Below are 25,422 nucleotides of genomic sequence, written 5' to 3' on the forward strand. Positions count from 1 at the left end.
GAGGGGGTGCCCAGGTCGGCGAAGACGAGCTGGAGGCTGCCGGGCAGTTCGTCGGGCGCCTCGTCCTTGGGTCCCTGGTAGACGTCGTCCTTGTGCTTGAAGTACAGCTCGGCGATCTTGTCTGCGGCGATCGAGATCTTCGTCTGCTCGCCCTCTTCGAGGGCGTAGCCGATCAGCCGCGGGTCGAGGGCGGCCTGCCGCATCCAGGACGCCAGCTTGAGCATGTTGTCTTCGCTGGGGTCCACCGCGCGTGAGCGGATGTCGCGGGCGCGGGCCTTGGCGATCTCGGCGATCTCGGCGTTCACGCTGGTGGGCGGGCACTTGATCATCTGCGGCCCGCCCTTGTACACGGCGGGGACCGGGAGCCCGAGGTCTTCGGCGGTCTTGACGTCGGTGGGCACCCACCAGGCCGTCAGCAGCTCGGGCATGTTGGTGAACCGGGCGAAGCGGGACTTGGTCTGCAGGCCGCCCTCGGGGGCGATCTCGATCTTGGTGTCGATCTCCGCGTGGTTGGCGACCCAGTCGTCGAAGTTCTCCAGGCCCTCGGCTTCGAGGATGTCGGGGCGCAGCAGCTTCATCCACACGTACGCCTCGGCGATGGAGTTGACCACCGGCGTGGCGGACGCTCCGGTGATCACGCGGGCGCCGTACTTGGCCCGCATGTACTCGAGCTTCATGTGCAGGTCGGTCGCGCGGATCGACCCGGCAATCGACAACCCGGCGTTATTGGACGGGTTGTACAGATTCTTGAAGTTGTGGATCTCGTCGACGAACAGGTAGTCGATGCCGAGCTGCTCCCAGCTCAGGCCGCCCTCGCGGATGGAGCGCATCCGGGCGCGCAGGGCCTGTTCGCGGACCAGCTTCTTGCCCTCGACCTGCTTGACGGTGTCGTCGTCGTCGGGGTTCTTGCCCTCGGCGATGAGGCGGGCGCGGCGCCGGGAGAGGTCGCGGTCGAATTCGAACAGCTGCTTGGCGATGTAGTTCTCGTGCTCGGCCGCGGAGAGCGGGATCGCCTTCATGACGCCGTACGTCATGATGATCGCGTCCCAGTCGCCGGTGGCGGCCTTGGCCGCGAACCGCTTGCGCTTGCGGCGGGTGGACAGGTCCTTGGTGGAGGCGGTCAGCACCTTCGCACCGGGGTAGGCCTGCAGGAACTCCCGCGTCCACTGCTCGGCCATGTGGTTGGGCACGACGATCGCGGGCTTGCGGGCGAGGCCGAGGCGGCGCAGCTCCATGGCGCCCATGGACATCTCGAGCGTCTTGCCGGCGCCGACCTCGTGGGCGAGCAGCGCGGACGGCTCGTTCAGGATCCGCGAGACCGCGGCCTGCTGGTGCGGGCGCGGGGTGAACTCGGTCGACAGGCCCGGGAACGACAGCTTGGGCGCGTCGTCGTAGTTGCGCAGGACGAAGCTGTTGAAGCGGGTGTTGTAGAGGGTGGCGAGGTGCTCGGCGCGCTCCTCGTCCTTCCACAGCCAGGTGCGGAACTCCTCGTTGATGCGTTCCGCGTACTTGTTGGCGATGGTCGTCGCGGTCATCGCATCGGCCCGGATCTGGGCCTTCTCCGCGGCGGTGGCCTCTTCGGGGAAGGAGGGTGATATTCGGATGGGCCGCTGGTTGAGCAGGGCACGCACGATCTCGACGGCGTTCATCGCCTCGGTGCCCCACACCGCAGTCGTCATGACGTTCTGCTCGGTGCGGCAGTCGACCGTCCAGGTGGAGCCGGCGGCCCGCTCCACCTTGATCGACTCATCGCGCAGGAGGCCGCGCAGGAACTCCTGCACGTAGGAGGCGTCCACCCAGGGGGCGCCGAGCTTGACGCGGATCTCCCCCGGTGGCACGTCCTTGGGCTGTACCTCGGTGAGCGCCGCGACGTTCGCGACGAAGCGCTGATCGACGGCGGCGGCGTCCTGGGCCTGGGAGAGCTTGAGGCGGACGTTGCCCGACAGGTACTCGGCGGCCGGCACCAGGCGCCCGGTGTGGGGTTCCTCGAACACCACACCGAACAGCGCGTCCCGCGCGGCCTGCTCACCGTCGAGTTCGAGCAGCCGGGCGACGACGTCGAGGCGTATCTGGCCGTGCAGGTCGAGGCTGATCGCGGCGGCCTCTTCGGGAGTCTCCGCCCGCTCGGGCAGTGTGCGGGGGGCAGCGACGCGCTGGGTGAAGATCTCGGACTTGCGGGCGGTGCCGGTTTCCTCGTCGTAGTCCTCGAGCGCGTAGACGAGCGGGGCGTGCGGGTCGTCGGCGAAACCGCCCTGCGGCGGCGGGACCCGCGCCCAGACCTTGAGCTTTCCGGCGTCGCGCAGCTCATCGCGTACGGCCTGCAGGTCCGCCAGCGGCTCGCGCAGCGCGGCCGGGGCCTTGGTGGCGTCCCAGCCGAGCAGGACCTGCAGGTCGGCTTCGGTCATCACGCCGTCGCCGAGGTTGTCGATCGCGGCCTGCTGCTTGGAGCCGAGCCGGCCCGTCACCTCCAGGGCCGCGTCCATCAGCTGCTCGGACAGCTCCTCGGGCACGTCGTCCCAGGTGAGCTTGCGGGTGCGTTCCTGCCGGGTGAATCGGCTGACCGGCCCGTGCTCCTGGACATATGCGTCGTAGTGCGCGTTGAGGGTCGAGCGCAGAAAGGTCAGCCAGGCGTCGTCGGCATGCGGGTCGGTCTCAGCGTCCAGCAGTTCCGTGACCGCGTCGCGTATCAGCAGTAGCGCCTTGAGCTCGTCGCGCTGGGTCTTGGGGCAGGGGTGCGGTTCGCTGTCCTCCAGCCGCGCCGCCCAGAAGCTGCCGTCGGCGAGCTCGATGATCCGCCCGTCGAACCGTTCGGCGTTCTCCTGGAACAGTTCCCGGGCGTCGGGGCCCTGGACCTCCTCCTCGCGCCGGGCCGGGTTCTCGGTCATGGCCAGGCCGGCCTCGACTGCGGCCTCGATCTCCCGCTGCAGTTCCTTCTCCAGGCGGGCGGCGGTGTCGCCGCCGCGGGCGAGAACTTCCGGGCGGTGCTTGCCGCCCCGGGCCCGCCCGGGCACCAGGGTGCCCAGCACGTTGCGCGGATGCTTTTGGAAGTACTCGTTGACGTCCATCCGCTTGTCGTCAGCGGTCTTGACTTCCTCCGTCTTCGTAAAGACCGCGCCCTGCTTCTTGTGCGAGGGCGCCTTGCGGCGGAACACCAGCAGGTCGGTCGCCACATCGGTGCCGGCGGCCGCGGCGTGCGCGCCGTTGGGCAACCTGATCGCGCACACCAGGTCGGCGAGCTCGCCCATCTCCGCGCGGGCGGCCTTGGAGGACTTGTCGAGCGTGCCGGTGGAGGTGATGAACGCGGCCACTCCCCCGACCCGGACCCCTTCCAGGGCCTTGATGATGAAGTGGTCGTGCATGGGGAAGTTGCCAGGATTGTGGCGGGGGTCGTTCAAGCGGGCGGAGTGGAACGGCACGTTGCCGATCGCGGCGTCGTACTCGCCGGTCTTCACCCGCGACTTCTCAAAGCCCTCGTTCAGGATCCGGGCCTGCGGATACAGCAGCTGGCTGATTGCCGCGGTCACCGGGTCGAGCTCGACACCGGTCATCTCGGCCCCCTCGGGGGCCATCCCGATGAACGTGCCCACCCCGGAGCCCGGCTCCAGCACGCGTCCGCCCTTGAAGCCGAGCGCCTGCAACGCCCGCCAGATGATCCGCACGTACGCCGCGTCCGTGTAGTGCGCGTTCAGGGTGGTGCGCCGCGCGGCCGCGTACTCCGTCTCGCTCAGCAGCTCCAGCAGTTCCGCCTGCGCGGCCTCGTACTTCTCGCGGTTCTTCTTGGTCCGCTCCCGAGACGGATCGAACAGGTTCGGCAGCGCACCCCACGAAGACCACCGGGCCAACACCCGCCGCTCCTCGCCGGTCGCTTCACGGCCCTCCGACTGGATCAGCCTCAGTAGACGCAGCGCAGCGAGGTTCGCCTCCAAGCGAGCCATCGGCGCGGCCGGAGCGAGATCGTTCTGGTCCTCGGGGCGGAACGCCCCTTCCTGGGCCGACATTTACAGCAGCCCCTGACGGCCAAGGAGGTCGTCCGACAGGCCCGTGAGCTCCAGCAGCCGGGCCGGGGCACCCGCCCTGAGCCGTTCACGCTCCGCGGCAGTGAATTCCGCGGGCCGGCTGTGGCCAGCCAGCAGGTCGTGCAGATGCTGCTCGCGCCACTGCTCCTCGGTGAACTCCGAGTCGGAGAGGTGCGGGTCGTCCGCCAGGTCGACGTCGTCCTCGGCAGGAAGCAGCACCAGCTCGCGCAGAACTTCGGACTCGGCCTCATGACGCAACTGCTGCAGACGGCCGGCACGCTCGAGGTAGGACTCCCCCGCCACAGCAGGCGCGGCCAGACGCGCAGCGGTCCAGCGAACCCGCACCTCGTCCTGGACATCACTGCCCAGCTCGGTGAAGAAGGCCTTCGGATCATCGATCTCCGCGATGCGGCCGGGCCGGAACTCCTGCCAGTGCCGCTGCGCTCGCCGCCCGTACTGATTCACGTCCACACTCCCCACGTCTGGTGGGCAGCGCAGAACGATCAAGCACTTAGAGAGGCTCCTCCTGCGCCACCAGCACCGATGCTTTGTGCGGGAAGGCCGTGAAAACGGGCCTGAGCTGCTTTATTCCGCAGGACGGGAGCGATGGAGGAGGGATCTTGGATTGCGGTCCGCAGCGCGGACCCTCGCCAGGAGCGGCACGGATGCGGCAGGTGCTGGGGCAGGTCTGCAGTGAGATGGCGCCGCGCCCGGAAGCGGGCTGTTTGCGAGAGTCGGCCGGGTTCAGACATGCGTCTTGCCCGGACATTAGGGGGTGATCGGTGGCTGAGCTGGCTTCGCGTGCGGCTTCCTGGTTACGCCAGGGCAGTGGTCGGCAGGAACGGAGCTGCGTCCCGGGTGATGACGACCGTGACGATCAAAGAGGGTGAGCGTGGTTGATGAGGATGGGTGGTTGAGGTACCTCCGCTCCTTGTTGAGGAAGTGCAGCTGGTGGGGGTTGACTTTCTGTGGCTTGGGTGAGTTCTGGGGTTTGAGGATGGTTGATGCGCGTATGGCGGTGCACCTCAGACGGCTGAGGCGGTGGGGAGGGTTCTGGCATGGGAGTTGTGCATGTGACAGCCCGTGGCAGCGTGACTGATGGGGTGCTTCTTTTTTAAGAGGCGACAGCACTGTGCGACGCTCTGACCAGGCACTTTAGAAGATGATCATGGTCTGGCGGGCACATTTGGGAGACCAAGATGTTAAGCGCGCGGACACGTTTGAAGCGAAAAGTTCGGGTGGGTCGAACTTTGGTGGCGCATCGCTTAGCTTCGGAAACGCCCTGGTCAGGGCACTGCTTCGTGAGCGCGCATCGCGCGGCCGTTCGGGTTCGACCCGAGATCGAATGTGCCAAGCTCTCCGCACTCAATGTGCGACTGAGCCGAACTTCTGACTCGTAGGGACACTCAAAGTTCGGCCTACCCGAACTTTGCGGACGCTGTCGTACTTGTCAGCGTGGCGACGCTATGAAAGTGAGGCTCAGTCGAACTTTTGGGATAGTCTCGGACCGCCTGAACAACAAGGAGGTCCTGTGACATCTGACCTGCCGTCGCGCGAGTCGCGTCGGCCCCGAGCGGTATCCGCCTCACGTCCGGACAAGGCCCTGGTCCAAGACAGCCTGATCCAGCTTCTGGCCGACCAGCTCGGCGGCGAGATGGAGAAGGCCACAGCACCGCAGCGTGCAGCGGCCCCCCAGCAGGGACCTCGCCGGGGCCCCAAGCTGAAGGGCGTGCACTTTGAGTACGGCGACGATCCTCGAGACGTCCACGACTTTGCTGGTGGGGCTGGATACAGCCTGGCCAGCAACTGGTTCACTCAGTTGCTGGCTCAGCTTGCGGTCGCGAACAGCATCACGAAGAGCGAGCTGTGCGTCTTCCTATTCGTAGCCGGTGGCCAGACCGCCGGCACCGGGATCGCCGAGTACACACAGCAAGAGATCACAGACGGTCTCAACGAATTGGCTGCCAAGAAGGACAACGCGAGGTTCATCACTCGTCCGACAGTCAATCGTGCCGTGCGCGCGCTCTGTGAGTACAACTGGATCGAGCCTGTTGGAAACGGGCGCATCCGGCTGAACGTGAAGCTCTGGTTCCGCGGAAGCAGCGTTGCCCAGCACAATGTCCTGGCGGAGATCGCAGAAGTACACAAGGACGAGAACCCCGCGGTCAGCTTCCCAGACCGGATCGGTCCCGAGATCGTGCACCATCAGGAGGCTCTGGACCTTAACCTGGATGGAGAGTCGATGGAGCCTGCCCGTAAGCGGCGCACTGGGTGAACTGAAGCATGGAGCGTCCTGAGCAGAGAGGAAAGCCCTGATGGCCGGGCTTGAAGTGATGTCCCCACTCGTGGCTGACCGGATCTGGGCGCTACCCGGTGGCGCGGCCTCGGTCAAGTTCTTCCAGTACCTGGTCTTCCGCAGCGGTTCCGGCGGCGTACTTCCCAGCCAGCGAGAGATGGCGCGTGAGTACAAAGTGGCGCCATCGACGCTCAGCACGCTGATGGAACCGCTGTTTGAACGGAACCTTGTGTTGCGCTCAGGGGGTGGAGAGCGGGGCGGCAACCGGTACCGGCTCCACCCTCTGGCTGCCAAATACAGCAGCATGGACGAGATGACGGCTGCCTTCACAAAAGCACTTGCAGACATGAAAGAAGGTCGGCTGCCAGGTCTTCTCCTCCCGGAGTACCAAGCTGTGCCGCCAGCCGAGGGCGCACAGCCAGACTTGCGGATCGCCTGAGCGACCCGTGCAGGGAATGCGGAAGCCCCGCCGTCAACGACGGCGGGGCTTCCATGCCTGAACAACAAGTTGTAAGTCCACTATACCGGCGAACGAGGGGCCCGCAGGTACAGGATCGGCCACAAGGGCGACGAGGCTCCGCTCCTTGGAGCACACTCCTCCGGATCCAGAAGACCACAGTGATCGCGGCCTGTATGGAGCACCGCCCCATACACCCAGATCAGAGCATGGATGGGTCCGTCCATGCGCGGTGTGCCGTCCACGGCCGGGGATGTCGGCCTCAAGGTTTTGCCTCAGCGGACCGTGGTGAGCAATGAGATGTTGGCCACTGTCTGGCGGAGGTTTTCCGAGCTCGTGGAGCTTTGGATCCTTCGTGGCCTGGGCGGTTGCAGCGATCGCCAGCCGCCAGCCCCTCTTGAGCCGCGGAGCCTTGTGCGCGCGCTGGTGAGACGGCACCGGCTGAGGCCGACCGCCGGGTTCCTGCTACCGCCCGCCGTCCGTTCACCTTGTTCTCCTCCTGGATGCGCCTGGCCGAGTACCGCGGCCTGCACTGCGAGCCAGTCCTGCGCGCACCACCAGCGGAACAGGTCGCCGGAGGCGAGTACGGGAAAAGGGAGGGTGTCGACGCGGACCGTTGCGCTGGTACACCTCGGCAGTGCGCTCGGCGGGGTCGAGACGATGCTGATGGTTGACGATCAAGGCGGCGCCGGTGACCAGCTGGTTCGGGCGCAGCTCGGACCAGGTCTCCAGGTGGCCGCGGAGTTGCGAGACCATTTTCTCCCCTGCTGCCCCGGCGGCGGCCTTCACCTCTACCAGGCAGGTGGAGCCGTTCAGCACGGCGAGTGGGTCCGCGGACTGGGTGCCCAGTTCCTCGTCCAGGTCGGTGACGGTGAACCCAGCGGCGCGCAGCACGACGGCCACCGCGGCGACCAGCTCGGTGCCGCTGCCATACAGCAGACCGGACCGTACCGGTTCGGCCTCATGCCGGCATGGGGCTGAGTCGCGCTGGCTCGCCATGAACATCAGCGCGTGCACCGTGGCCCTCAATCCGAGCCACTTCTCCGGTCACGGTGCCGAGGAGTACGACAGGTTCCTGTCCGGGGCAGCCTCGCGTGGCGAACCCGCGCTGATCATCGCCACGATGGACACAGCTGACGATGACGACAGCCGCGTGCTTGCACGCCGCTCCCTCCGCGCATCAGCGGGGAGCGTGAGGAGCGTGGCCGGCCTGCACCGGTACCTGACCAAGTGCACGGCGTTCTGTGCAGCTCTGCGCGCACACCGCTGGTCGAGCAACCGACGACCCGAGTTGGGCTTGCAGGTCCCACTCCCCCACTGGTTCTCGCGGAGAGTCCAACCCCCACTGAGGCGTCAATTGCCTCGCTCTCTCCCATGCCGCTCTCGCTGAAGCTGACGGGTGAGCCGAGCCGCTTGCGGAAGGCGTACGCCAAACAGCCTCGGCACCGGTGCCTTCGGCGTCATCCCCATCCTCCCCAGCAACGCAAAATGAGGGGGTGGCGGGCATCGACCCTAGGCCGATACGTGCCACCCCCCTCATTCGCCGAGTAGCGCTCGGGGTAGATGCTGCAACGGGTGACCAGAAGGTCGTGCACGGCGCTCAGCGGTGCTGGCTCACCGGTCGGCGCGGGTGCCGGGGCCGTCCGCTTGGGAAGTGTGAGGACCCTTCCGAGTGGTCAAGGGCGCCTGCGGCGGCGCTGCAGGCTGGCATTCGGCCACCCTGGACAACTCGCACCGGTCCAATGATCTGCTGGCTATCAGACGGCCCCGGACGAGTGACGCCCGGCCTCTGCAGTGCAGGCTGCAGGGCTCCGCAGATGAGCCAGTACACCGAGAGGAGTCGACGGACTGTGCCGTTCCCGGGCGCCGGCGCTGCGACAGGTAGGTGATCCGCCGTGTACTGCCGGAAGCCGCGCCCAGTCCAACTGAGGCACTGCCCCCGCAGACTCGTAGCTTGCGGCAGCGCTGGCCAAGCCGAGGGCACCCGACGACAGCCGTTCCTCCCTCTTCACCGCCCCTTTGATGCTCAGCCGCCGTTGATAGTGCTCCTAGAGAGGCCCCTGAAAGCCGTAGATCGCCTTCTGAGCGCCTTTCACTCCGAGGATGGGCAATCAGTCCGGCAACACCGAGATCGGCCAGCTGGCGGAGAAAGCGCAGGTCAGGGGCCGTGCGACGCTATGCATAAACAGGCACAAAGCGGTCAATCGAACTCTGATGTGAGCCCTCCGCTGAAGCCGGTGCTGGGACCTCGGGTTTCGAACAACAGAACCTTGACCGGAAGATCTAGCTGTCCGAAGCTGGGCTCGCCCAGAGCGAGTAGGGACCGCGGCCGCCCATAGCTCTTGCCGCGCTTTCGCCGAACGGCGACCAGGACCGGCCCATCAGGTAGGCGGCAGTGCGCGTCATCATCCAGAGGCTTGTGGCACTCACCTAAGCTCTCGGCGATTGGGAGCGCTCGCTGCGGCTCAGCGCCGCTGTCCTGTCGATCGTGTGCCCTCAGCGAGGTCACCCATGGCCGACGAGTGTCTGAAGCCAGTACGTTGACGCGGCCGAATCTTCCCGTGTGGTCCGTGGTGCCATTGCTGGCCCCCCTCCGCTACACAGGTGGCCAATGCCCCACCTCGCTCGGGTTGTGCGGCGAAATCTGTCGGTGACGAGGGGAGCGCGTAGGCCCAGTTCATTCGCGCCGCTGATCCTCCTCGCTCGGCCCCACCGAGGTGAGCTCGGATGAGGCACCCTCGTTCACAGAGCACAGAAGGAAAGCGCACTGACCGTTGGCATCGCGGCTGGTCGGCCGGTCCGGGTGCTGTGATCTGGAAGCTGCTCCCCCGCTGCGGCTGTGTTCGCAGGATCTTCGCGAGACCGTCTTCTCCTTGCCGAGCTCGGATTTCTGCTGTCACAGCGGTGCTGCCGGTGCTGGAGGCGGAGGCGAAGGGCCGGCGAGGCTGCGCAGATACCTAGTCGCGCGGTGGCGGCGGTGTACCAAGCGAATGAGCATCGGGCGTCTGCCTTGGTCTGAAGCGGACCTTCGACGGTTCGACCGAGAGAGTTGGAGCGGAATCGAGGTAGGCCGACTCGTGGAGTCGCACTTCCCTTTCCGGGACCCTGCGGATGCGGGCCCTCAACCATAGTGCCCCCCGGCCGGTCCGGGTGCTGTGATCTGGAAGCTGCTCCCCCGCTGCGGCTGTGTTCGCAGGATCTTCGCGAGACCGTCTTCTCCTTGCCGAGCTCGGATTTCTGCTGTCACAGCGGTGCTGCCGGTGCTGGAGGCGGAGGTGAAGGGCCGGCGAGGCTGCGCAGATACCTAGTCGCGCGGTGGCGGCGGTGTACCAAGCGAATGAGCATCGGGCGTCTGCCTTGGTCTGAAGCGGACCTTCGACGGTTCGACCGAGAGAGTTGGAGCGGAATCGAGGTAGGCCGACTCGTGGAGTCGCACTTCCCTTTCCGGGACCCTGCGGATGCGGGCCCTCAACCATAGTGCCCCCCCCCCGGCCGGCAAGAGGATGACCGCTCCGCTAGCCACTTTGAGCGCAGTCCTACTCCCCGGGTGGGGCCTCGGGTGCATATGAGATCGCAGAAACCCCACGGCTTCGCAACTTTGATGGCATCGCAGGCTACGGTGGCGCGCGTGCTGTGAGGATTCCCCCCCTCAGTCCGAGGGGGGGCACGGGGATGCGCAGGCTGCGGTCATCGGAGTCGACGCCTCGCGCATCGACGTGCCACGCACATGTTCCAGTCGAGGCTCAGGCATCCAGTGAGAATCTCGGAAGATGTTCGGGCAGATCCTGCCGAGCCATGGCTTAGAGGCGGCTCATGGTGGTCTCACCGCTCCCTGAGGTCCTCGATGAATGCCATGGCGGCCCTGTGCGCCCGCCTGAGGCCCTCTCGCGTCCCACCAAAGGGATTCACCCCGGCGCGACGGAGTTCGGCCGCCTGTGCGCATTTCCGCAGGTCAGGGCATGTTTTCGGCGTGCCGCGAATGCTCAGAAAAGGTGCATTTTGCACAGTCGACAGGAGTCCAATCGACTCCGATGTCTGCTTCTTACCTGAAGGGAAAGCGCAGGAGGGAACATATTGGATCCATCCGTGAAAGTCAGCTAGGCAAGCGCAGGGAGATCAGGAAGTTGTATTGCTGGGATAACACACAGTGGGACCCTTGATCTAAAACATGTGCGATTCAACCTTGCACCGGCATGTGCACCAGTCTTTCAGCCAAACAGGTTGGAAATTGGAGGATACACAATGGTTCATTGCGTGCTCAATCTGAGGCTATCTCTTTGATTCACCTTGCGCTTGTGCTCTGTGTCATCACTAGTGTGAGCGCTAGGTTGTGACTCGCTTTGGCAAGGGTGGTGAAAGCGAAGGCTTGCCGTATTTCTCGGCATGAGTGGAGATCTTGTTTCTGTCCCATGTTTGATCTTGCGGCTAAATAATGTGTTCCACGTAGTGGCCACCCCCCGTCTGAGAGCACGTTCAACTCCACGTGTCTCCATGCATGTCCACTGATTGCTCGCAACGGGTGAAGACCAACGTCATTAAGTTGGCTGCAAGTGCGTTGACACTATAAATTCAAGCGCACGCTAAACCATAGGAGAAGAAACCTTAGCAGCATGCTGCTTGAGCTCTGTGTCATCACTAGTGTGAGCGCTAGGTTGTGACTCGCTTTGGCAAGGGTGGTGAAAGCGAAGGTTTGCCGTATTTCTCGGCATGAGTGGAGATCTTGTTTCTGTCCCATGTTTGGTCTTGCGGGTAAATATTGTGTTCCACGTAGTGGTTACCCCCCGTCTGAGAGTACGTTCAACTCCGCGTGTTCCCATGCATGACAATGGATCGCTCGCAACGAGTGACGATCAACCTCATTAAGTTGGCTGCAACTCCACTTATGCTGGTAGTAGGAGCGCATGCTAAACCACAGGATGAGAACGACGGGTAAGTGCATGGTCAAGCTCAGGAGCAACCGTTTCTCGCTCCAGGCGGGAAAGCGAGGTGTTGAACTGATAATTATGCGAACATGCCGATCGACATCTACAAGACGGACGTAAAGTCTGTGAAAACGTAAGTGTCACCGGAGATCTGGCCCTGGTGGAGAGCGCTGGTAGCTACACACTGTAACCGTCATGGGTGTCTCGCAGTGGGTGAGGTGGCTTCAACCTGCTTCTCACCTTGATCGGATCAGCATGATCTAGCAGACGTAACGAAGGAAGGGATGAAGGAAGTTGCGAAGGAAGTAATGATGGAGGTTTGTGCAGGTCAGGTGCCCTAAGAGGCAAAGAAACTTTTGCCGAACGTCTAGATGTTCTGGACGCTAACCATGCCTACGAGCAGGGGAGCGAACGGCCAACCTTGCCGTTACACAACGTAGTCACCTGTGGTGTCAGGAGGTTGCTCCCCTGGACGAAGCAAGGGCGCTGCTGATGCTGTACTTCACGGCTGACCACCCGAGGCTGTGTCGATGGTCTTAGCGTGTTGTTACCACGGAGACTTGATCATCGTGGTTCAATGCGTCTTGCGTGCCGGAGCGATGCCCTGGATGCTCCTGGGCTAGCAGGTTCGTTGAGTGGAGCGGGACCGCTCCAGACCTGAGCGGAGGATGACGAGTTGAGCCTGACCTTGCCCGAGAGCGTCGTGCTGAGGGAGTACGACAAGGACGATCCAATCGAGGTGCCCTGGCTGGATCTGTGGCACGTCTACGTCGTGGCGAACGACAAGGGCGGAGCCGGGAAAACCTCAACCGTTGCGAACCTGGCCTTGATGATCCTCAAGAAGCTGCGCCGCGGCGATCCTGACCGGGGCATCCCTGGTGACCCGGACGCACAGGTTCTGGTCATTGACTTGAACGCGCAGGGCAATCTGACTGTGCACGAGTTTGGTGCTACTGAAGAGCAGAACGACCATGGCAAGGGGCTCTACGACGCTCTTCACGGCGGCTCGCCGCTCAAGCCAGTCACCGTCCGCCCCGGTCTGGACCTCGTCCCTGGGGGTGGCGAGTGGCTGAAGGACGATGTGGCTCAGTTGTATCGCCGGCTCCGGGACAAGTACGACGCAAACGCCGATCTCCGCTTGCTCCAGTGCCTGCTGCCGATCGCTGGAAACTACGACTACATCTTCATCGATACCCCTCCGGAGAACCCGCCGCTTCAGCGTCTCGCGATGGGTGCGGGTCGCTGGATCATCACCCCCGCCAAGACGGACAACGGCTCGCTCGACGGCGTGAAGGAGATGAGTGAGCAGTTCCGGAAGGTGCGGAAGGTCAATCCGCTCTTGACCCTCCTCGGGGTCGTGCTGTTCGCCACGGGGCGAAAGTCGACTCAGATCCACCAGAAGGCCGAGAAGCGACTGCGGGAGATCCTTGGAGCCCGCTACTTCAAATTCCGCACCAACATCGGTCATAGCGAGGCGGTGGCCCAGGAGTCCCGCGACGTCGAGGGCGAGCCACTGGTGGCCCTCTTCGATCGAGCTGAAGGCGGCGACAACAGCCTTCCAGAGACCGTGCGGTCGGTCCATGAGGACTATCGCATGCTCACCGACGAGGTGATCGCACGGTCTGCTCAGATCAAGAAGCAGATTGAGGAGTCCTGACGATGGCGACCGAGACTGAGCCGACCACCACGAACGATGGGGGAGAGGGAGACCTGTTTCCCCAGCCGTCGCTGTCCGCGCTGAGCGGGCGCCGGAAGACTGCGGGGCCTCCTACCGCGCGCCCTTCCGAGCCCGAAGCGCCTGATGCGGAAGGCGAGGACACCGCCGGGCCCGTGGGCCAGCCCCTTGACGATGACGACGTTCAGGGTGCGAACGCTGCCTCGAAGGCGAGGACGCAGCGACGCCCCCGGCGCACTACTCGGGCCAGGGCTCCTCGCCCAGCAAATGACGAAGCCACCGGCGTGCCGGTCAGCTTCCAAGTATCGGAGGGAGTACGCCGGCGCCTGGACAAGGCTCAAGCTCAGGCACTGACTACCACCCGCACTCGCAAGGGACACCTTGAGTTCATCCTTGAGGCACTGAATGCGGGGGCTGAGGAGGGCTGGGAGGAAGTGGTCAAGGCCTCGGTGCCCGAGCGCAAAGCATCGCGCTTCGGCGGGGGGCGTCCGCTGAAAGATCGCGACTACGTGGGTACGGGCTCCGAAAGCCTATACATGCGTATGGACGAGGAGACGGTGGCTGAGCTCGACCGAGCAACTGAAGAGGCTGGGCTGCCCGATCGCAATAAGCTCGTCGCCATGTGCCTGAACAGGTATCTGCCAGGGCGCAAGGAACGGCCCGCGGGCAGTAGCGGCTGACCTACAGCTGGCTCCGACGCACATCCCGGGCAGAGGGATGCTCTTCCCCGTCCAAATGAGCCCTCCTTGAGCGGATGCCTGCCAGTTGCCGCTGGGGAACCTCGTCCTCCGCCCACACCCAGCAGCCATCCAAGGCGACGTAAAGCCCCACGATGGCCTCACCCGTGGTCGGGTCGATGGCGCAGCCGTCGGCGCCGACGTACTGCGCCTGCGCTACGGCTGGGTGGGGGAGGGGAGCCTGACGGGCGGCCCGGCGGCGCTCGGCGAGGCGTACTTGCTCGTGGTGCCAGTGGACACGCTGGGCCTCGTGGTGTCGGCGTCGCCGTTCTCCCGTTCCGGCGGTGCCCAGCCTCTTGGCGGTCTCGGGCCATCCGGTGACGGGGGTGTCGCAGTCCTCGGTGTCTGTCCCGATGCCCTCCAGGGCGGTGGGGGCGAGGTGGTAGAGCTCTCCCTCGTGGCGGACGAGCCCGAGGGACTTGAGCTTTCCGAGTTGTCGGTAGGCGGTGGGGCGGGAGATGGAGGCGCTCGCCCGGATTTCGGTCAGGCTCTGGCCGTCTCGCTCAGCCAGGGCCGCCAAGACGGCGAGTCCACTTCCTCCCAGGCCGTGGTGGGCGAAGGCGTCAAGGTGCATCAGCTGTCCGGCTGCTCGGGAGTCGATGTCGGCGCCGGTGTCGGGCCGTCTCACGCCTGGGCCACACATGGCCCCCCCAGCCTCCGGCCCTTTAGGGGTGGACCAGTGGTGAGACGTCGTGGAAGGCAGACGGGAGATGATCATCCAGCGGGCACCTTCGGTCGGTGAGCCGTTGTCGAGCTGACGCAGCAGCTTGGCCTGGAGTAGGCGCTGGTTGGAGTTGTGTGCGGTGGTGCGGCTGCAGCCCATCCGCTCGGCGAGGTCGCGTTCGGAAACGGTGTGGTCCCAGCTTCCTGCCCGGGCGCAGATCTCCATGCGGGCGATGAGGTTGCGCAGGTCGGTCTTGCCGGCGACGCCCTTCCAGGGGGTGCACTCGATGCGGGAGCGGAAGGCCGCCAGGGCGGCGTGGAAGTCCTGACGGGTGCTGATGGGATCGGTGGACCGGACGTAGTGCGCTGCGCCGTCCCAGGCCCGCTGGAGCCAAGCGGCGGCCTTGTCGTAGCCGCGGCGGTGCTGGAGGGCGCGGGCGTGTTGTCCGGCCTTGTACGGGCCGTCGAGCATGACCTGGACGAAGGAAGAGCGCTGCCATCCCGCGCGGACGGCGTCGGCGGCCACGGCGCGAGTCATCGCCCACGCGTGGTCGGATGCGGCCGTGTTCTTCCCGCCGCGTTGGAGGTTGCCTCTCGCGTACGCGGCGTCCTGGTCCCCGAGGACGAGGAGTTTGTGCATACGCGAGGACAGGGGCGGTAGGGCAGAGAGGAGCCCGGTCCTCTGCAGCGGGCGCTCCGCTCGGTGACCGCTGAGGCCCGGAGTTGGCTGCGGTAGCCCGTGGGTCCCGCGGGCGGGCTGCGGCGCGTGCACAGCGGCAGTCCGGACGGGGGAGTGGCGGGGTGGGGGAAGAACCGGCGGTGCTCCGGTCTCGCGGTTGGCGGTGATCGCACTGGCCGTGATCACAGCACCCGCCCAGGGGTCCATGAGGGGGCAGTGGGGAGTGCCTGCAGATGCGTCTGGGGCGTTCCGGCTGCGCACTGGGTACGTCCCTGCGGCGGGCCGAAACGGTGGCCTGGGCGGCGGGCGTAACGGGATGATTGGGGCAGGGGTGGGTGACAAGCGGCAGCAGTGTGCTGCATCATGAACGTGATCCGTTCCCGGTGTTGTGGAACGTCGAGGCCCCTTGGCAGGGGCGCGAGCTCCGGAGTGGGAGTGATTTCGCCCGGCTCCTTCGGCAAGGAGAAGCCGGGACTCGCTCGACTGGCAGGTCGGGCGATGACGAAGGGCCAGCGGTTGATGGGGTGGTGGCACACCGCATCGAACGCAGGGCCGGGCCCGGTGTGTATTGGCAGACAGCACCGGGACCGCGGGGAGCTAGGTCATCGGATGCTCCCCGTGTAGTTCTCTGCCGTTCCTGACTGACATGTCGTCCTCCTTGGCTCGGTGTGGCCTGTTCTGAGGCCAACATGCGTTTGCGCCCGACAGCGAGGACCGCTGTGCGGGCGTCGGAGGGGCCGCTGCATGGCTGGTGGGCAGGCAGCCCGGGGCTGGGTCACGCGGCTTGGGCTGCTGCGAAGCGGGGCCGGGCGATGACCACGCTGGTCTTGATGGCCGCGTGCACTGCGTTGCGCATCAGCCGTCCGTAGGCGACCAGGGGATCGCCCTGTGCGTTGTCGGGGGCCAGGATGCTGACGGCGGCGACAACGCGAGGCTCGGCACCGGGAATGGCCGGTGCGCCGGGCAGGCGGCGGAGCGGGACGGAGACCAGGATCCAGCCGGGCAGCGGTGACTCTGTGAGCGCGACCTGGGTGGACCGGATCCGGCGCAGGTCCTCGCGTAGTGGGGTGTCGTGGCCGGCGAGGTTGGCGAGCATGACCAGGCCCGGCGCGTCGGCATCGAGGGGGGCCCGGCTGAGTCGGTCCACGGCGCCGGGGGTGAAGGCCAGTTCGCGGCGGAGGCTCACGTCGTGGGCCCCGGCCGCGGCAATGCACAGGCGCTCGCCGGTGACAGGGGAGTAGGTGTGCAGCAGCACGGCCTGCTGGGTGCGGCTGTGAAGGTCTTCGAGGAGGAGGGCGGCGTCCAGCAGGGGAGTGGTGTTCGGATGCACGAGCCCTGGTAGGTCAGTCGGGGCGTCCGTGAGGGGGCGGAGTTCCCAGTATCCGTAGCGGGGGCGGCAGCACACCTTGGCCTTGAAGAGCTGGAGCAGACGCCGCCGGACTTCTTCCTCGCCCATGGTCGTGCGGGCGGTGATGTCGCGGGACTTGTGCGGGCCTGGGCCGAGCTGCAGCAGCGCATGGAGTACTGCGTTCGTGCGGTCGCGCTCCCTGCGCTGATGCGAACTACGTGTGCCGGTTTCCACGATCCCTCCCCGTTGCGCCAAATCAGCACGTCAGCCGGGGCAGTTGGTGCTGTTGGTCGGTACACAAGATCTCTATCTGGGTACACGTGGGGTTGACCAGGAACACCCCCTTCCGGAAGACCCTCTTCCTGTGACGGAGTGTGAGAAGTAGCTAGGAGAATGTGGCGGAAATAGGCGGGTATCTGTGCCTTCAAGGTCGCCACTGTGAGTGACAATGTGGGGAAAATTTCACGTTTCTGTCGGCTTGAAATGTCGATAGATAGTCGTCGACAGGCGTGCGAATGTGCGCTCAAAGGGAAGGTGCGCGTCTATAGAATCCGGCATTCGCCTCAAAAGGGAAGGCCACTGGTGTAGGCCTCTGCTGCTTCGGTCCGCTCTGCGACGAGACCGGCCGATGGCGTCCGCCGCTCCAGCAGCTTCACAAGCATTTGGGGAGAATCAGGCGAAAGCGCGCGTGCGGCGGGGGAGTTGGTCAGGGAGAGGCACCCGCGGAGAGGGTAATCGACGGGATCGGCACGCCTGCCCGGTGGCCGGTACCCAGCTCGTCGACGACGGCGACGGCGGCCCGATAGACGCTGCGGCACAGCGCGCGGCCGGGAGGGTCCTCCCGGCTCCACCAACGGGCCCGTCGCGCCGCGACATCCATCAGCTCAGACAGTTCGACGCCGGAGAGCGCTACGCACACAAGTCCGGCGCCTGCCCGCTGTTGCATGTCCTCGGAAAAGTGAACAGTGCCGTGCCGGCGGGAGCATCGGGCCACCATCGCCGACCACACCGACGGCGCACACACCAACTCGATCCGGGCGATGCCCGCGGCGACGTTCAGCCTGCGGCGCCTGCGCACCCAGTCCATCCCGTGCCTCCCCACCCGGATCTCGGCAGCCGCCGCAACCCGGGCGGCATCTCCCGCCCCCCACCTACCCATGCGCCGGGCGGCCAGGAAAGCCTCCCCGTCCGTCCGGTGGCACCGGGCGGGATCCGATCGCAACTGGTGTTCCTCCAGCCGGGAAGAAGCGAGCCGGCACGCCGATCACCCGCATCTCCTCGGGCACGCTGGCCCTGACCGCACCGGACCAACCGCCCAGAAGGGGAGACGTCGCAGCAGGCGGGCGTGAGCGCACAAGCCGCGGTCAAGGGGGCCGGCCAGTGTGCCAAATCCGCAGTGCCGCTCACCTCCTGGCCTCGCGTCCGACCCCGGCTCGACGCCGCGAACAGCACCGCCCACGCCGCGGTTGCTCAGATCAGGAGGATTCCATGGACCACCAGCCGGCAGGGGGAGACGTGGGCTGGGTCCCGAGCGCACAGAGCCACCCGACCAACGGTGACGACGCTGCTCCCGACCACGGGCCCTTCGCCGTCACCTACACGGGCCCGGACTGGTACGGCCAGACCGCTCCCCAGCCCGTTGCGCCCCCCACGCCCGCGATGCCGAGCGCGGCCCCTCCTCAATCCCACCAGGCCCCCGTCACCGCCGGGCCCACCTCCTGGCCCGTCCAGCCCGTCCCCGTCCAGCACCCTGCGCACCCGGAGCCGGTCCAGTCCCCTCCACCGCACTCGCCAGCGCCGCCTCCGTCGGCCGCATATCCGCAGCAGGGGCCGCAGCCCACGCAGGCCGCATACGGATACCCGCCCGCCGTCACCCACCCCGCCCCCGTCGCGCCCGCGTTCACTGCTGGCGGGCCCGCACCCGCGGCCACCGCCTGGCCGCCGCAGCACACCGCGCCGGCCGCCATGCCACCCGCCGCGCCAGCCCCTGCGCCACCGGCGGCCCCGCCCCCCGCGTACATGCCGGCGCGCCAGACCCCTCCCGGCCCGGCTCGAGCCCCGCTGGGGCACAGCGCCGCGACGGAGCTGTCCTCCGAGCGTCTCCTACGCGGAGCCCCGCCCAAGCCGCGCAGCACCCGCCCTGGAACCCGACCCTCGCGTTTCCGCCTCGGCGCAGCGCGGGAGGACGCCGAGACGCAGCGCAAGCTGGAGCTCATCCGCACACCGGTCCACGCCTGCTACCGGATCGCCGTGATCAGCCTCAAGGGCGGCGTCGGCAAGACCACCGTCACCACGGCGCTCGGCGCCACGCTCGCCAGCGAACGCCAGGACAAGGTCCTGGCCATCGACGCCAACCCGGACGCCGGCACGCTCGGACGGCGGGTGCGGCGCGAGACCGGAGTAACCATCCGCGACCTGGTGCAGGCGATCCCCACCCTGAACACCTACATGGACATCCGCGCCTTCACCTCGCAGGCTCCCTCCGGCCTTGAGATCCTCGCCAACGACGTCGACCCCGCCATCTCCACCACCTTCAACGACGACGACTACCGCCGCGTCATCGACCTCGTGGGCCGCCAGTACCCGATCGTCCTCACCGACTCCGGCACCGGCCTGCTCTACAGCGCGATGCGCGGAGTCCTTGACCTGGCCGACCAGTTGATCGTCGTCGCGACCCCGTCGGTGGACGGCGCATCCAGTGCCAGTACCACCCTGGACTGGCTCAACGCTCACGGCTACGCCGACCTGGTGAGCAGGGCACTGACAGTGGTCTCCGGCGTAAGGGAGAAGGGCAGGATGATCAAGGTGGAGGACATCGTGGCCCACTTCTCCGCCCGGTGCCGCGGCGTCGTCTCGGTCCCCTTCGACGAGCACCTGGCCACCGGCGCCGAGGTGGACCTGGACCTGATGCGGTCCCGGACCCGCGAGGCCTACCTGGACCTGTGCACGCTCGTCGCCGAAGGCTTCGCCACCCGCGCGCCCACCCCTCCCGCCGCTCCGGCGGCCTACCCCTACCCGCCCCAGCCGGCCGAACCACACAGCTACGACACGGCACCCGGCTACCCGCAGCACAGTCCCTTTCCTCAGCAACCGCGCTGACGGAGCCGAATACGGGCCGGGGCGAGCGCGAGGGGCGCGACGGTGCGGGGTGCGGTAAGTCCGCCTTCGGGGAGAGGAGTTCATCCCGTTTCCCGCAGTGCGGGAATGCTCGGGGCACCGGCGGCGGGCGGGGCTTGGGTGGCCGGAGGCTGCTCGGAGCCACCGCCGCCACCGAGGAGAATCCGCATGCCCCACACCGCCGAACTGCGCGCCTACGCGGCGCGGGCCGCGGCCGCCGCCGTCGGGCTGACCGCTGCCCTGACCCTGGCCGCCTGCGCGAGCGGCGCTCCCGCGAGCGACCGCGCACCGGCCTCCCACTCCTCCTCCGCCACCGCGAGCCCGAGCCCCGTGCCCCGAGGAGTCGTCACCCTCAGCGAGGCCAACAAGATCCTCGACACGTACCAGGCTGTGAACAACCGCGCGAACGCGACCCGCGACGCCAAGCTCCTGGCCACCGTGGAAGCAGGGCAGTTGTACGCGCGCAGCAAGGCCGAGTTCGAGCAGTTCGGGACGCTGAGCGAGAGGGAGCAGAAGGAGTACGTCAAGCCGTTCACCTTCACCGATCGCACCTTCTACCTCCCTGCGGGGGGTGACTGGTTCGCGGCCCAGGCGACCACCACCGGCAAGAATCACACGGTGATGGTGTTCGAGAAGTCGCCCGCCACCGGCAACACGTGGAAGAAGGTCGTGTCCCTGTTCCCCGCCAAGGCCCTGCCGCCGGTGCAGACCCCGAACGGCGTGGCCCGCACCGCCCCGGCGGCCAACCCCGTGGGAGCGCTCGCGCCGGACGGCGTGCCCGCGGCCGTGGAGGACCTCTTCGCCACCGGAGGCGCCAAGCAGGGCGCCGCCTTGTCCCGGGCGAGCGAGAACGTCAAGAGCGTCCTCACGACCTACAAGGAGCGCGGCAAGAGCCTGGGTCCGCAGGCCAAGGTGAGCTTCTTCCCCGCCACTCCGGTTCACGAGAGGGTGTACACCCTGCGTACCCGCGACGGAGTCCTCGCGATCGTGCCCCTGGCACACAACGAGGAGAGCCTCGTCCTGCGGCCCGGGCTGCAGATCACGCCGGGGAAGGTCGGCTCGGTGTACGACAAGTCGCCGCGCCCGCTGACGGTCGACGTCTTCCAGGGCGAAGCCCTGGTGTTCCTGCCCGAGAAGGGCCAGCCCGACATCCTGGACTACCGCTACGCCCAGACCGACGCTCGCTGAGGCAAGGTGGGTGTACAGCACCGGGGCCGCGCAGGGCCCCGGCGCTGTGCCTTTCCCCGGCCGCAGGCATCGCTGGCGCGGCTTCCTGGAGCAGCCCGAGCACGCGGCCCGGGGCAGAGGCTGCCGGACTACACGGCCCGATCGCGCAGACGTCGCGATCATGGCCCGGGCCAACGGCACTCGTCCGAGGGCGGGTCCGCAACGCGGAGCGTCGGGACGGCGCGACCGCCATGGAGAGATAGACATGAAGAGTGACGGACAGTAGCGAGCCCGGCAGTGGCGTCGAGGGCGAGGGCCAGCCGGAACTGTGTGACCTGTGCGGGGCCGTGGTCTCGGACAGCACCGAGTGGTATGCCCTGGTCCCGGACTCGTCGTCGATTCACGCGGTCGACGCCAAGCTCGACGGCAAGCGCATGGTCGTCGGCTGCACGAAAGAGCACCTGGCCGAGCTGGTCAAACAGTACAAACACCGGCCATTCATCGAGCCCCAGCTCTGGGCCGGGAAGATCGCCAGGGCTCTGGATAAGCACGGGGGCCGGATCAGTGAGGAGGACCTGGCGCAGGAGACCGGGCTATCCCCGGACCAGATCGAGGCCGGTGTGACGTGGCAGAGCATCGAGTTTCAGCGCTGGCGCGAGCAGTTCGGCGAGGACGGTCCCGAGCCGACCTCGTAGGCCGCCCCCCAGCCGCTGGGATTCAACGCCGGGCGCCGGGTGCGCCGGGCGATCGGGGCTCGCCTCGTCGAGAAGGGCGCGCACGCCTGGACCGGGACCCGGCACGCCATCGTCGTGTACGCCGCAGCGTCGCGGAGAAGCAGCTTGGACCACCCCGCGTCGTCGCCAGCTCAGCCGGCGCCGAGACTGCCGAGTTCGTCGTCTTCTGGCCGACGGTAGTCCTCGAGCTTCGGCATCGGGTGGAGCTTGCCCGAGACCGGGGCCCAAGGGGAGAGGTCCAGGCCCGTGGGCCGACCCATCGCGACAATGTCGGTGAACGACATGCCGGACAGGCTGCCGTCAGCCCATTGCACCCGCATCCAGGGGACATCACGGGGCCCCGAGGAGTGTTCCTCGATCTTCCAGACCTTCACCCGGAACCACAGCGGCTCGTAGTAGTGTCCGCGCGGTGCGGGGCGTGACCAGTAGATCTCTACGAGTTCACCCTCTTGGCCGGGCACCGCCTTCGGGAGCAGCCGGCGGGCCTGGTCGAGCGCCACGGCGGGGATATCGCTGAAGACGACACGACCATCGAGCTCCCACACCTGGTCAGGACTCTTGACCTGCCACACATGGTGCTTGCCGCCCATCGCCTCGCCGATCAAGTTGAGGACCTGCTGCCGCCACGCAGCGATCAGGAAGTGCGCAGCAGACACCGTCCCCAGCGGAGCACCCTCCTCGGGCATGCGGCACACCGCCGACCCTTCCTGCGGCTCCGGCTGGTCCGGTTCATCAGCGCCGAGCCAGATGGGCTCCTGTGCCAGGGATCGGCGCGCGTGGTCGGTGAGTTGGGACCACACGTCGTCGGGGAAGCCGCGGTTCGGATCACGGGGAATGGTGGTGGCGAACGTGTCGAACCAGCGCTCGGCGCGCATGTCCTCGCCCATCATCTGCCAGCCGACAGGATGGTCAGGGCACTCGAAGCCCTGGTCGTCGCCCCACAACAGGTAGACCTCGGCCTCACCGAGCAGGGCTTCCTCCAGGGCCTCGTAGGTGAAGGCGTCGCGACGTCGTAGGCTCACCCGGCCCAGGCCGGGAAACCAATCGGCCAGGTGACCTGCGGCGTCCAGTGGCTTCTGCCCAGGGTTGACCGCGAGCGGGTCACCGCCCATGTCTTTGGCCTGGTCGACGATTTCCCGGACCTTCTTGGCCGCGATCATCAGGGCGAGGTCTTCGGCGTGGCATCGGGCGATCGGAGCCTTTCCGGCGCCTAGGTCGTCGGCGATGTCGCAGAAGGCACGGGCCATCCGAGCTCGCCATGCCTGGTCCTGGCGGTCGCTGCACCGCGGAAGCCGTGGCACAACGTGATCGTCGAAGGCATCGAGCTCGGCCAGCACCACGGGCTCGTCGTTCCAGCGCACCACATCCAACGCGTACATGGACGAACCGAGCCCGGCGGCGACTTCTCCGAGCAGGCGCAGTTCCTGCCGCGTCGCCAGATGCGACAGCTTGAGCCCTGCCCGCCGTTGGCGCTCCTTGGGGGTGAAGCCGTCCCAGGCCGCGGCCTCTGGGTCATCGGAGGACGTCGCTGGCCCGGCGAGCGCACGCCGTGCCTCGCTCAGAGGAACGCCGTGTGTGGCCTGATAGGCCCGCACTGCTCGGTCGTGGGCACGGGTGGTGTTCTTGGCCATGAAGATCCTCACCGCAGCCAGGAGTGCTCCACGCGCACCGGCCGCTGAGAGGTCAAATTCTGCAAAGAGTGCATGCTCAGTGGCGCGCGAGTCGGAGACTCTTGGCCTCTGGGTCCCTCAGCGGCGTGGACGCGGGGACGGGGCATCGGGCCGGCGCGACGGCCACTCGCAGCACAGCATACAGACTGTGACGTGGTCGGTCAGGCCCACGAGGCGGCACGCGAACGTCGCGCCGCTAGGGCTGCGCGGTAGGCGGTGGCCGGATCATCGGCGGGCGGGGCGAGGCTTTCCCAACGCGGCGAGACGGCTAGTTCGGCGGCGGTCAGCTCGGTCCGTGCCGTCTCTCCCCGCCGGACAGGACCGCGTCCGCCAACGCCCGCTTGTGTTCCAGTAGCGCGTCGATCCGGCCCTCAATGCTGAACTCGCTGGCAAGAGGCGGTGCGGATTTTGATCTGCCCGATGCGGTGGGCCCGGTCGATGGCCTGGTCCTCGACGGCCGGGTTCCACGGGCGGTCGTACATCACGACGTGCGCGGCCTCGGTGAGAGTCAGACCGTTGCCCGCGGCCCTGATGGTGAGGACCCTGAAGGGTCCCAGTGGACCAACCGCGGGAACGGCCACGCCTGGCGCATGCACTGCCGAGCGACGGCTCCCCCTGACCGCAACGCCTTTGTCCGGCAAAGGGCATTCCATCGGAAATCTGCACGCCCCGACCCGAGCGGCTTCTACGCTGGATCAGCTGCATCACCCGACACGAAGGACACCGATGGACACCCCAAGCCAGCCCCAGCTCACCGGCCCGCAGATGTTCGTGCTCGGCACCGTTGGGGCGCTCACCGTCGCAGCCTTCTCGGCCGCGCTGTGGGGAAACGCTGAGCAGAGCGAGCGCGGCTTCAAGCTGCTGAACTGGCTGCACAACCGCAGCGATGCCGAGCTCCCGCCCGCGGAGGCGGACCTGTAACGCTCACAGGCCCCTCTTGGCCGTGCCGCGCCTGCGGGAGAGTCGACTCCTCCCGCAGGCGCCGGATTTCGCGCCAATGGTCCAACCGCGGACTCCTCCCGCGCCATGCCACGCCGGCGCTGGCGTGGCGCCACCGCGCGCACACGTCAGTCGAGTTCCAGACGGCGGCGGACGGCAGCGGCTTCCTGCGCGTTCAGCGCTGCGATGATCTCGGGGTGCTCGGCGTCGAACGCGGCAAGAGCGTCACAGGCACGTTCGTAGGCGGCCTCGTTCCTGGGCTGCTGATCGCGGTAGTAAGCCCCGGGGTCTCCGCCTTCATCGTCGTGAGCACGCTCCCGCTGGGCTTCGCCGGCATCCAGCACAGCCCCCGCCGCGGCCGCGAGCCGGGCACGCTCCGACACCAGGACCTTCCCCTCCGCTGACTGCAGGACTGCCGTTTCGGCGGCCATTGCCCTTCGCTCTTCGGCCTGGCTTTCACGCCACGCCTCGAGCTGCTGCCCTTCAGGCGAGCCGTCGAAGACGGCCTTGGCTGCCGCGCCCAGCGCGGTCAGCCGTGTGACCTCCTCTGGGGTGAACCACAACGGTGCCGGGAAGGCGGGAATCATATGCGTGCACCCAGGCGGCCTCTTCTCGTCCGGGACACCGCGCTCGGAAGCGTCGTACAGCCAGCCGTCGGCGATGCGTTGGCCCTCGCCGTCGACTGCTTCGTAGCTGATGGCGCCGAAGACGGTGATCAGCGGGGTGACGTATGCCGTACGGCCGTCGGCGAGAGGCTTGCTGAAGGTGTCCATGGGCTCTCCGTGCCAGGGCGGGTGAGGTGTCAGCGATCTGGTCCCCCTGCCAAAGGGCAGGGGAGCATGCTGCGTTGCGATCCTCACCCCGGCAGCCGTGCCGGGCATTGGCCCGCCGAAGCCGCGGGCGTGCCACCCCCGGTGTGCGGGGGCGCGGTACGTGTACCGCAGCGGCCATGCTATCGCGGCGGTGTGGTCCCGTAGTGCGACAGCCCTCACTCTCGGCTTC

Annotated in this window: 16 protein-coding genes and 1 pseudogene (1 of these 17 only partly in view); 8 read left to right on the plus strand and 9 right to left on the minus strand. The window is 67.0% G+C overall.

All coding sequences use genetic code 11. The features are described 5' to 3' along the window. Nucleotides 1-3,998, minus strand: the beginning of a protein-coding gene (locus ACIRQF_RS30885; RefSeq protein ID WP_404097135.1) for a UvrD-helicase domain-containing protein. The gene continues 24,541 nt to the left of window position 1, outside the view; only the first 3,998 of its 28,539 coding nucleotides appear in the window; it begins with the start codon at nt 3,996-3,998; its stop codon lies beyond the left edge, outside the window. Beyond that, nucleotides 3,999-4,481 (minus strand): hypothetical protein, encoded by a 483-nt coding sequence (locus ACIRQF_RS30890; RefSeq protein WP_404097138.1) that lies wholly within the window; start codon nt 4,479-4,481, stop codon nt 3,999-4,001. Nucleotides 4,482-5,547: 1,066 nt separating this feature from the next. Between ACIRQF_RS30890 and ACIRQF_RS30895 the strand changes: the two genes are divergently transcribed. Beyond that, nucleotides 5,548-6,291, plus strand: coding sequence for a hypothetical protein (locus ACIRQF_RS30895; protein WP_404097141.1), 744 nt, complete (start codon nt 5,548-5,550; stop codon nt 6,289-6,291). A 40-nt stretch (nt 6,292-6,331) separates the two neighbouring features. Continuing rightward, on the plus strand, nt 6,332-6,751 hold the full coding sequence (locus ACIRQF_RS30900; protein WP_404097144.1) for a hypothetical protein: 420 nt from the start codon (nt 6,332-6,334) through the stop codon (nt 6,749-6,751). 501 nt (nt 6,752-7,252) lie between these two features. Here the strand turns inward: ACIRQF_RS30900 and ACIRQF_RS30905 are convergent. Then, entirely contained in the window at nt 7,253-7,786 is a 534-nt protein-coding gene (locus ACIRQF_RS30905) for a hypothetical protein (RefSeq protein ID WP_404097147.1), read from the minus strand. Nucleotides 7,787-12,367: 4,581 nt separating this feature from the next. Here ACIRQF_RS30905 and ACIRQF_RS30910 point away from each other — a divergent pair. Then, nucleotides 12,368-13,348, plus strand: a complete 981-nt coding sequence (locus tag ACIRQF_RS30910; protein ID WP_391223283.1) for an AAA family ATPase — start codon at nt 12,368-12,370, stop codon at nt 13,346-13,348. A 302-nt stretch (nt 13,349-13,650) separates the two neighbouring features. After that, nucleotides 13,651-14,046, plus strand: coding sequence for a hypothetical protein (locus ACIRQF_RS30915; RefSeq protein ID WP_404097151.1), 396 nt, complete (start codon nt 13,651-13,653; stop codon nt 14,044-14,046). A gap of 1 nt (nt 14,047) precedes the next feature. On the opposite strand, the gene ACIRQF_RS30920 is transcribed toward ACIRQF_RS30915, so the two are convergent. From ACIRQF_RS30920 to ACIRQF_RS30930, 3 genes are all read right to left on the minus strand, one after another. Next, the gene (locus tag ACIRQF_RS30920) at nt 14,048-15,406 is read right to left on the minus strand and encodes a helix-turn-helix domain-containing protein (protein WP_404097154.1); all 1,359 of its coding nucleotides are present in this window, start codon (nt 15,404-15,406) and stop codon (nt 14,048-14,050) included. An 814-nt stretch (nt 15,407-16,220) separates the two neighbouring features. Continuing rightward, on the minus strand, nt 16,221-17,027 hold the full coding sequence (locus ACIRQF_RS30925) for a hypothetical protein (RefSeq protein WP_404097157.1): 807 nt from the start codon (nt 17,025-17,027) through the stop codon (nt 16,221-16,223). A 472-nt stretch (nt 17,028-17,499) separates the two neighbouring features. Continuing rightward, a complete protein-coding gene (locus tag ACIRQF_RS30930) occupies nt 17,500-17,880 on the minus strand; it encodes a hypothetical protein (protein WP_404097160.1) in 381 nt (126 codons plus the stop codon). A gap of 473 nt (nt 17,881-18,353) precedes the next feature. Between ACIRQF_RS30930 and ACIRQF_RS30935 the strand changes: the two are divergent. From ACIRQF_RS30935 to ACIRQF_RS30945, 3 genes and pseudogenes are all read left to right on the plus strand, one after another. Next, nucleotides 18,354-19,892 (plus strand): annotated as a pseudogene (locus ACIRQF_RS30935) (AAA family ATPase); the annotation flags it as partial. Between the two features lie 186 nt (nt 19,893-20,078). Next, nucleotides 20,079-21,098: a hypothetical protein gene (locus ACIRQF_RS30940; protein ID WP_404097163.1), complete on the plus strand. Its 1,020-nt coding sequence runs from the start codon at nt 20,079-20,081 to the stop codon at nt 21,096-21,098. A gap of 251 nt (nt 21,099-21,349) precedes the next feature. After that, nucleotides 21,350-21,772, plus strand: coding sequence for a hypothetical protein (locus tag ACIRQF_RS30945; RefSeq protein ID WP_404097165.1), 423 nt, complete (start codon nt 21,350-21,352; stop codon nt 21,770-21,772). Nucleotides 21,773-21,942: 170 nt separating this feature from the next. Here the strand turns inward: ACIRQF_RS30945 and ACIRQF_RS30950 are convergent, their stop codons facing one another. Together ACIRQF_RS30950 and ACIRQF_RS30955 are read right to left on the minus strand one after the other, a co-directional pair. Further along, nucleotides 21,943-23,442: a hypothetical protein gene (locus ACIRQF_RS30950; RefSeq protein WP_404097168.1), complete on the minus strand. Its 1,500-nt coding sequence runs from the start codon at nt 23,440-23,442 to the stop codon at nt 21,943-21,945. Between the two features lie 410 nt (nt 23,443-23,852). After that, on the minus strand, nt 23,853-24,062 hold the full coding sequence (locus ACIRQF_RS30955) for a C-terminal helicase domain-containing protein (RefSeq protein WP_404097171.1): 210 nt from the start codon (nt 24,060-24,062) through the stop codon (nt 23,853-23,855). A gap of 145 nt (nt 24,063-24,207) precedes the next feature. Here ACIRQF_RS30955 and ACIRQF_RS30960 point away from each other — a divergent pair, with 145 nt between their 5' ends. Then, nucleotides 24,208-24,402 carry a hypothetical protein gene (locus ACIRQF_RS30960; RefSeq protein ID WP_404097174.1) on the plus strand — a complete coding sequence of 65 codons (195 nt, stop codon included), beginning with the start codon at nt 24,208-24,210 and terminating at the stop codon, nt 24,400-24,402. 146 nt (nt 24,403-24,548) lie between these two features. Here the strand turns inward: ACIRQF_RS30960 and ACIRQF_RS30965 are convergent, their stop codons facing one another. Continuing rightward, nucleotides 24,549-25,193: a hypothetical protein gene (locus tag ACIRQF_RS30965; RefSeq protein ID WP_404097177.1), complete on the minus strand. Its 645-nt coding sequence runs from the start codon at nt 25,191-25,193 to the stop codon at nt 24,549-24,551. Nucleotides 25,194-25,422: the final 229 nt, after the last annotated feature.

Origin of the sequence: Streptomyces sp. NPDC101191, from assembly GCF_044767915.1 — a bacterium.
Classification (GTDB): Bacteria; Actinomycetota; Actinomycetes; order Streptomycetales; family Streptomycetaceae; genus Streptomyces.

Coding starts and splice junctions, on each gene's coding strand:
- ACIRQF_RS30960 (WP_404097174.1), top strand. CDS start 24,208: ATGGACACCCCAAGCCAGCCCCAGCTCACCGGCCCGCAGATGTTCGTG.
- ACIRQF_RS30950 (WP_404097168.1), bottom strand. CDS start 23,442: ATGGCCAAGAACACCACCCGTGCCCACGACCGAGCAGTGCGGGCCTAT.
- ACIRQF_RS30920 (WP_404097154.1), bottom strand. CDS start 15,406: ATGCACAAACTCCTCGTCCTCGGGGACCAGGACGCCGCGTACGCGAGA.
- ACIRQF_RS30965 (WP_404097177.1), bottom strand. CDS start 25,193: ATGGACACCTTCAGCAAGCCTCTCGCCGACGGCCGTACGGCATACGTC.
- ACIRQF_RS30940 (WP_404097163.1), top strand. CDS start 20,079: ATGCCCCACACCGCCGAACTGCGCGCCTACGCGGCGCGGGCCGCGGCC.
- ACIRQF_RS30930 (WP_404097160.1), bottom strand. CDS start 17,880: ATGGACTGGGTGCGCAGGCGCCGCAGGCTGAACGTCGCCGCGGGCATC.
- ACIRQF_RS30900 (WP_404097144.1), top strand. CDS start 6,332: ATGGCCGGGCTTGAAGTGATGTCCCCACTCGTGGCTGACCGGATCTGG.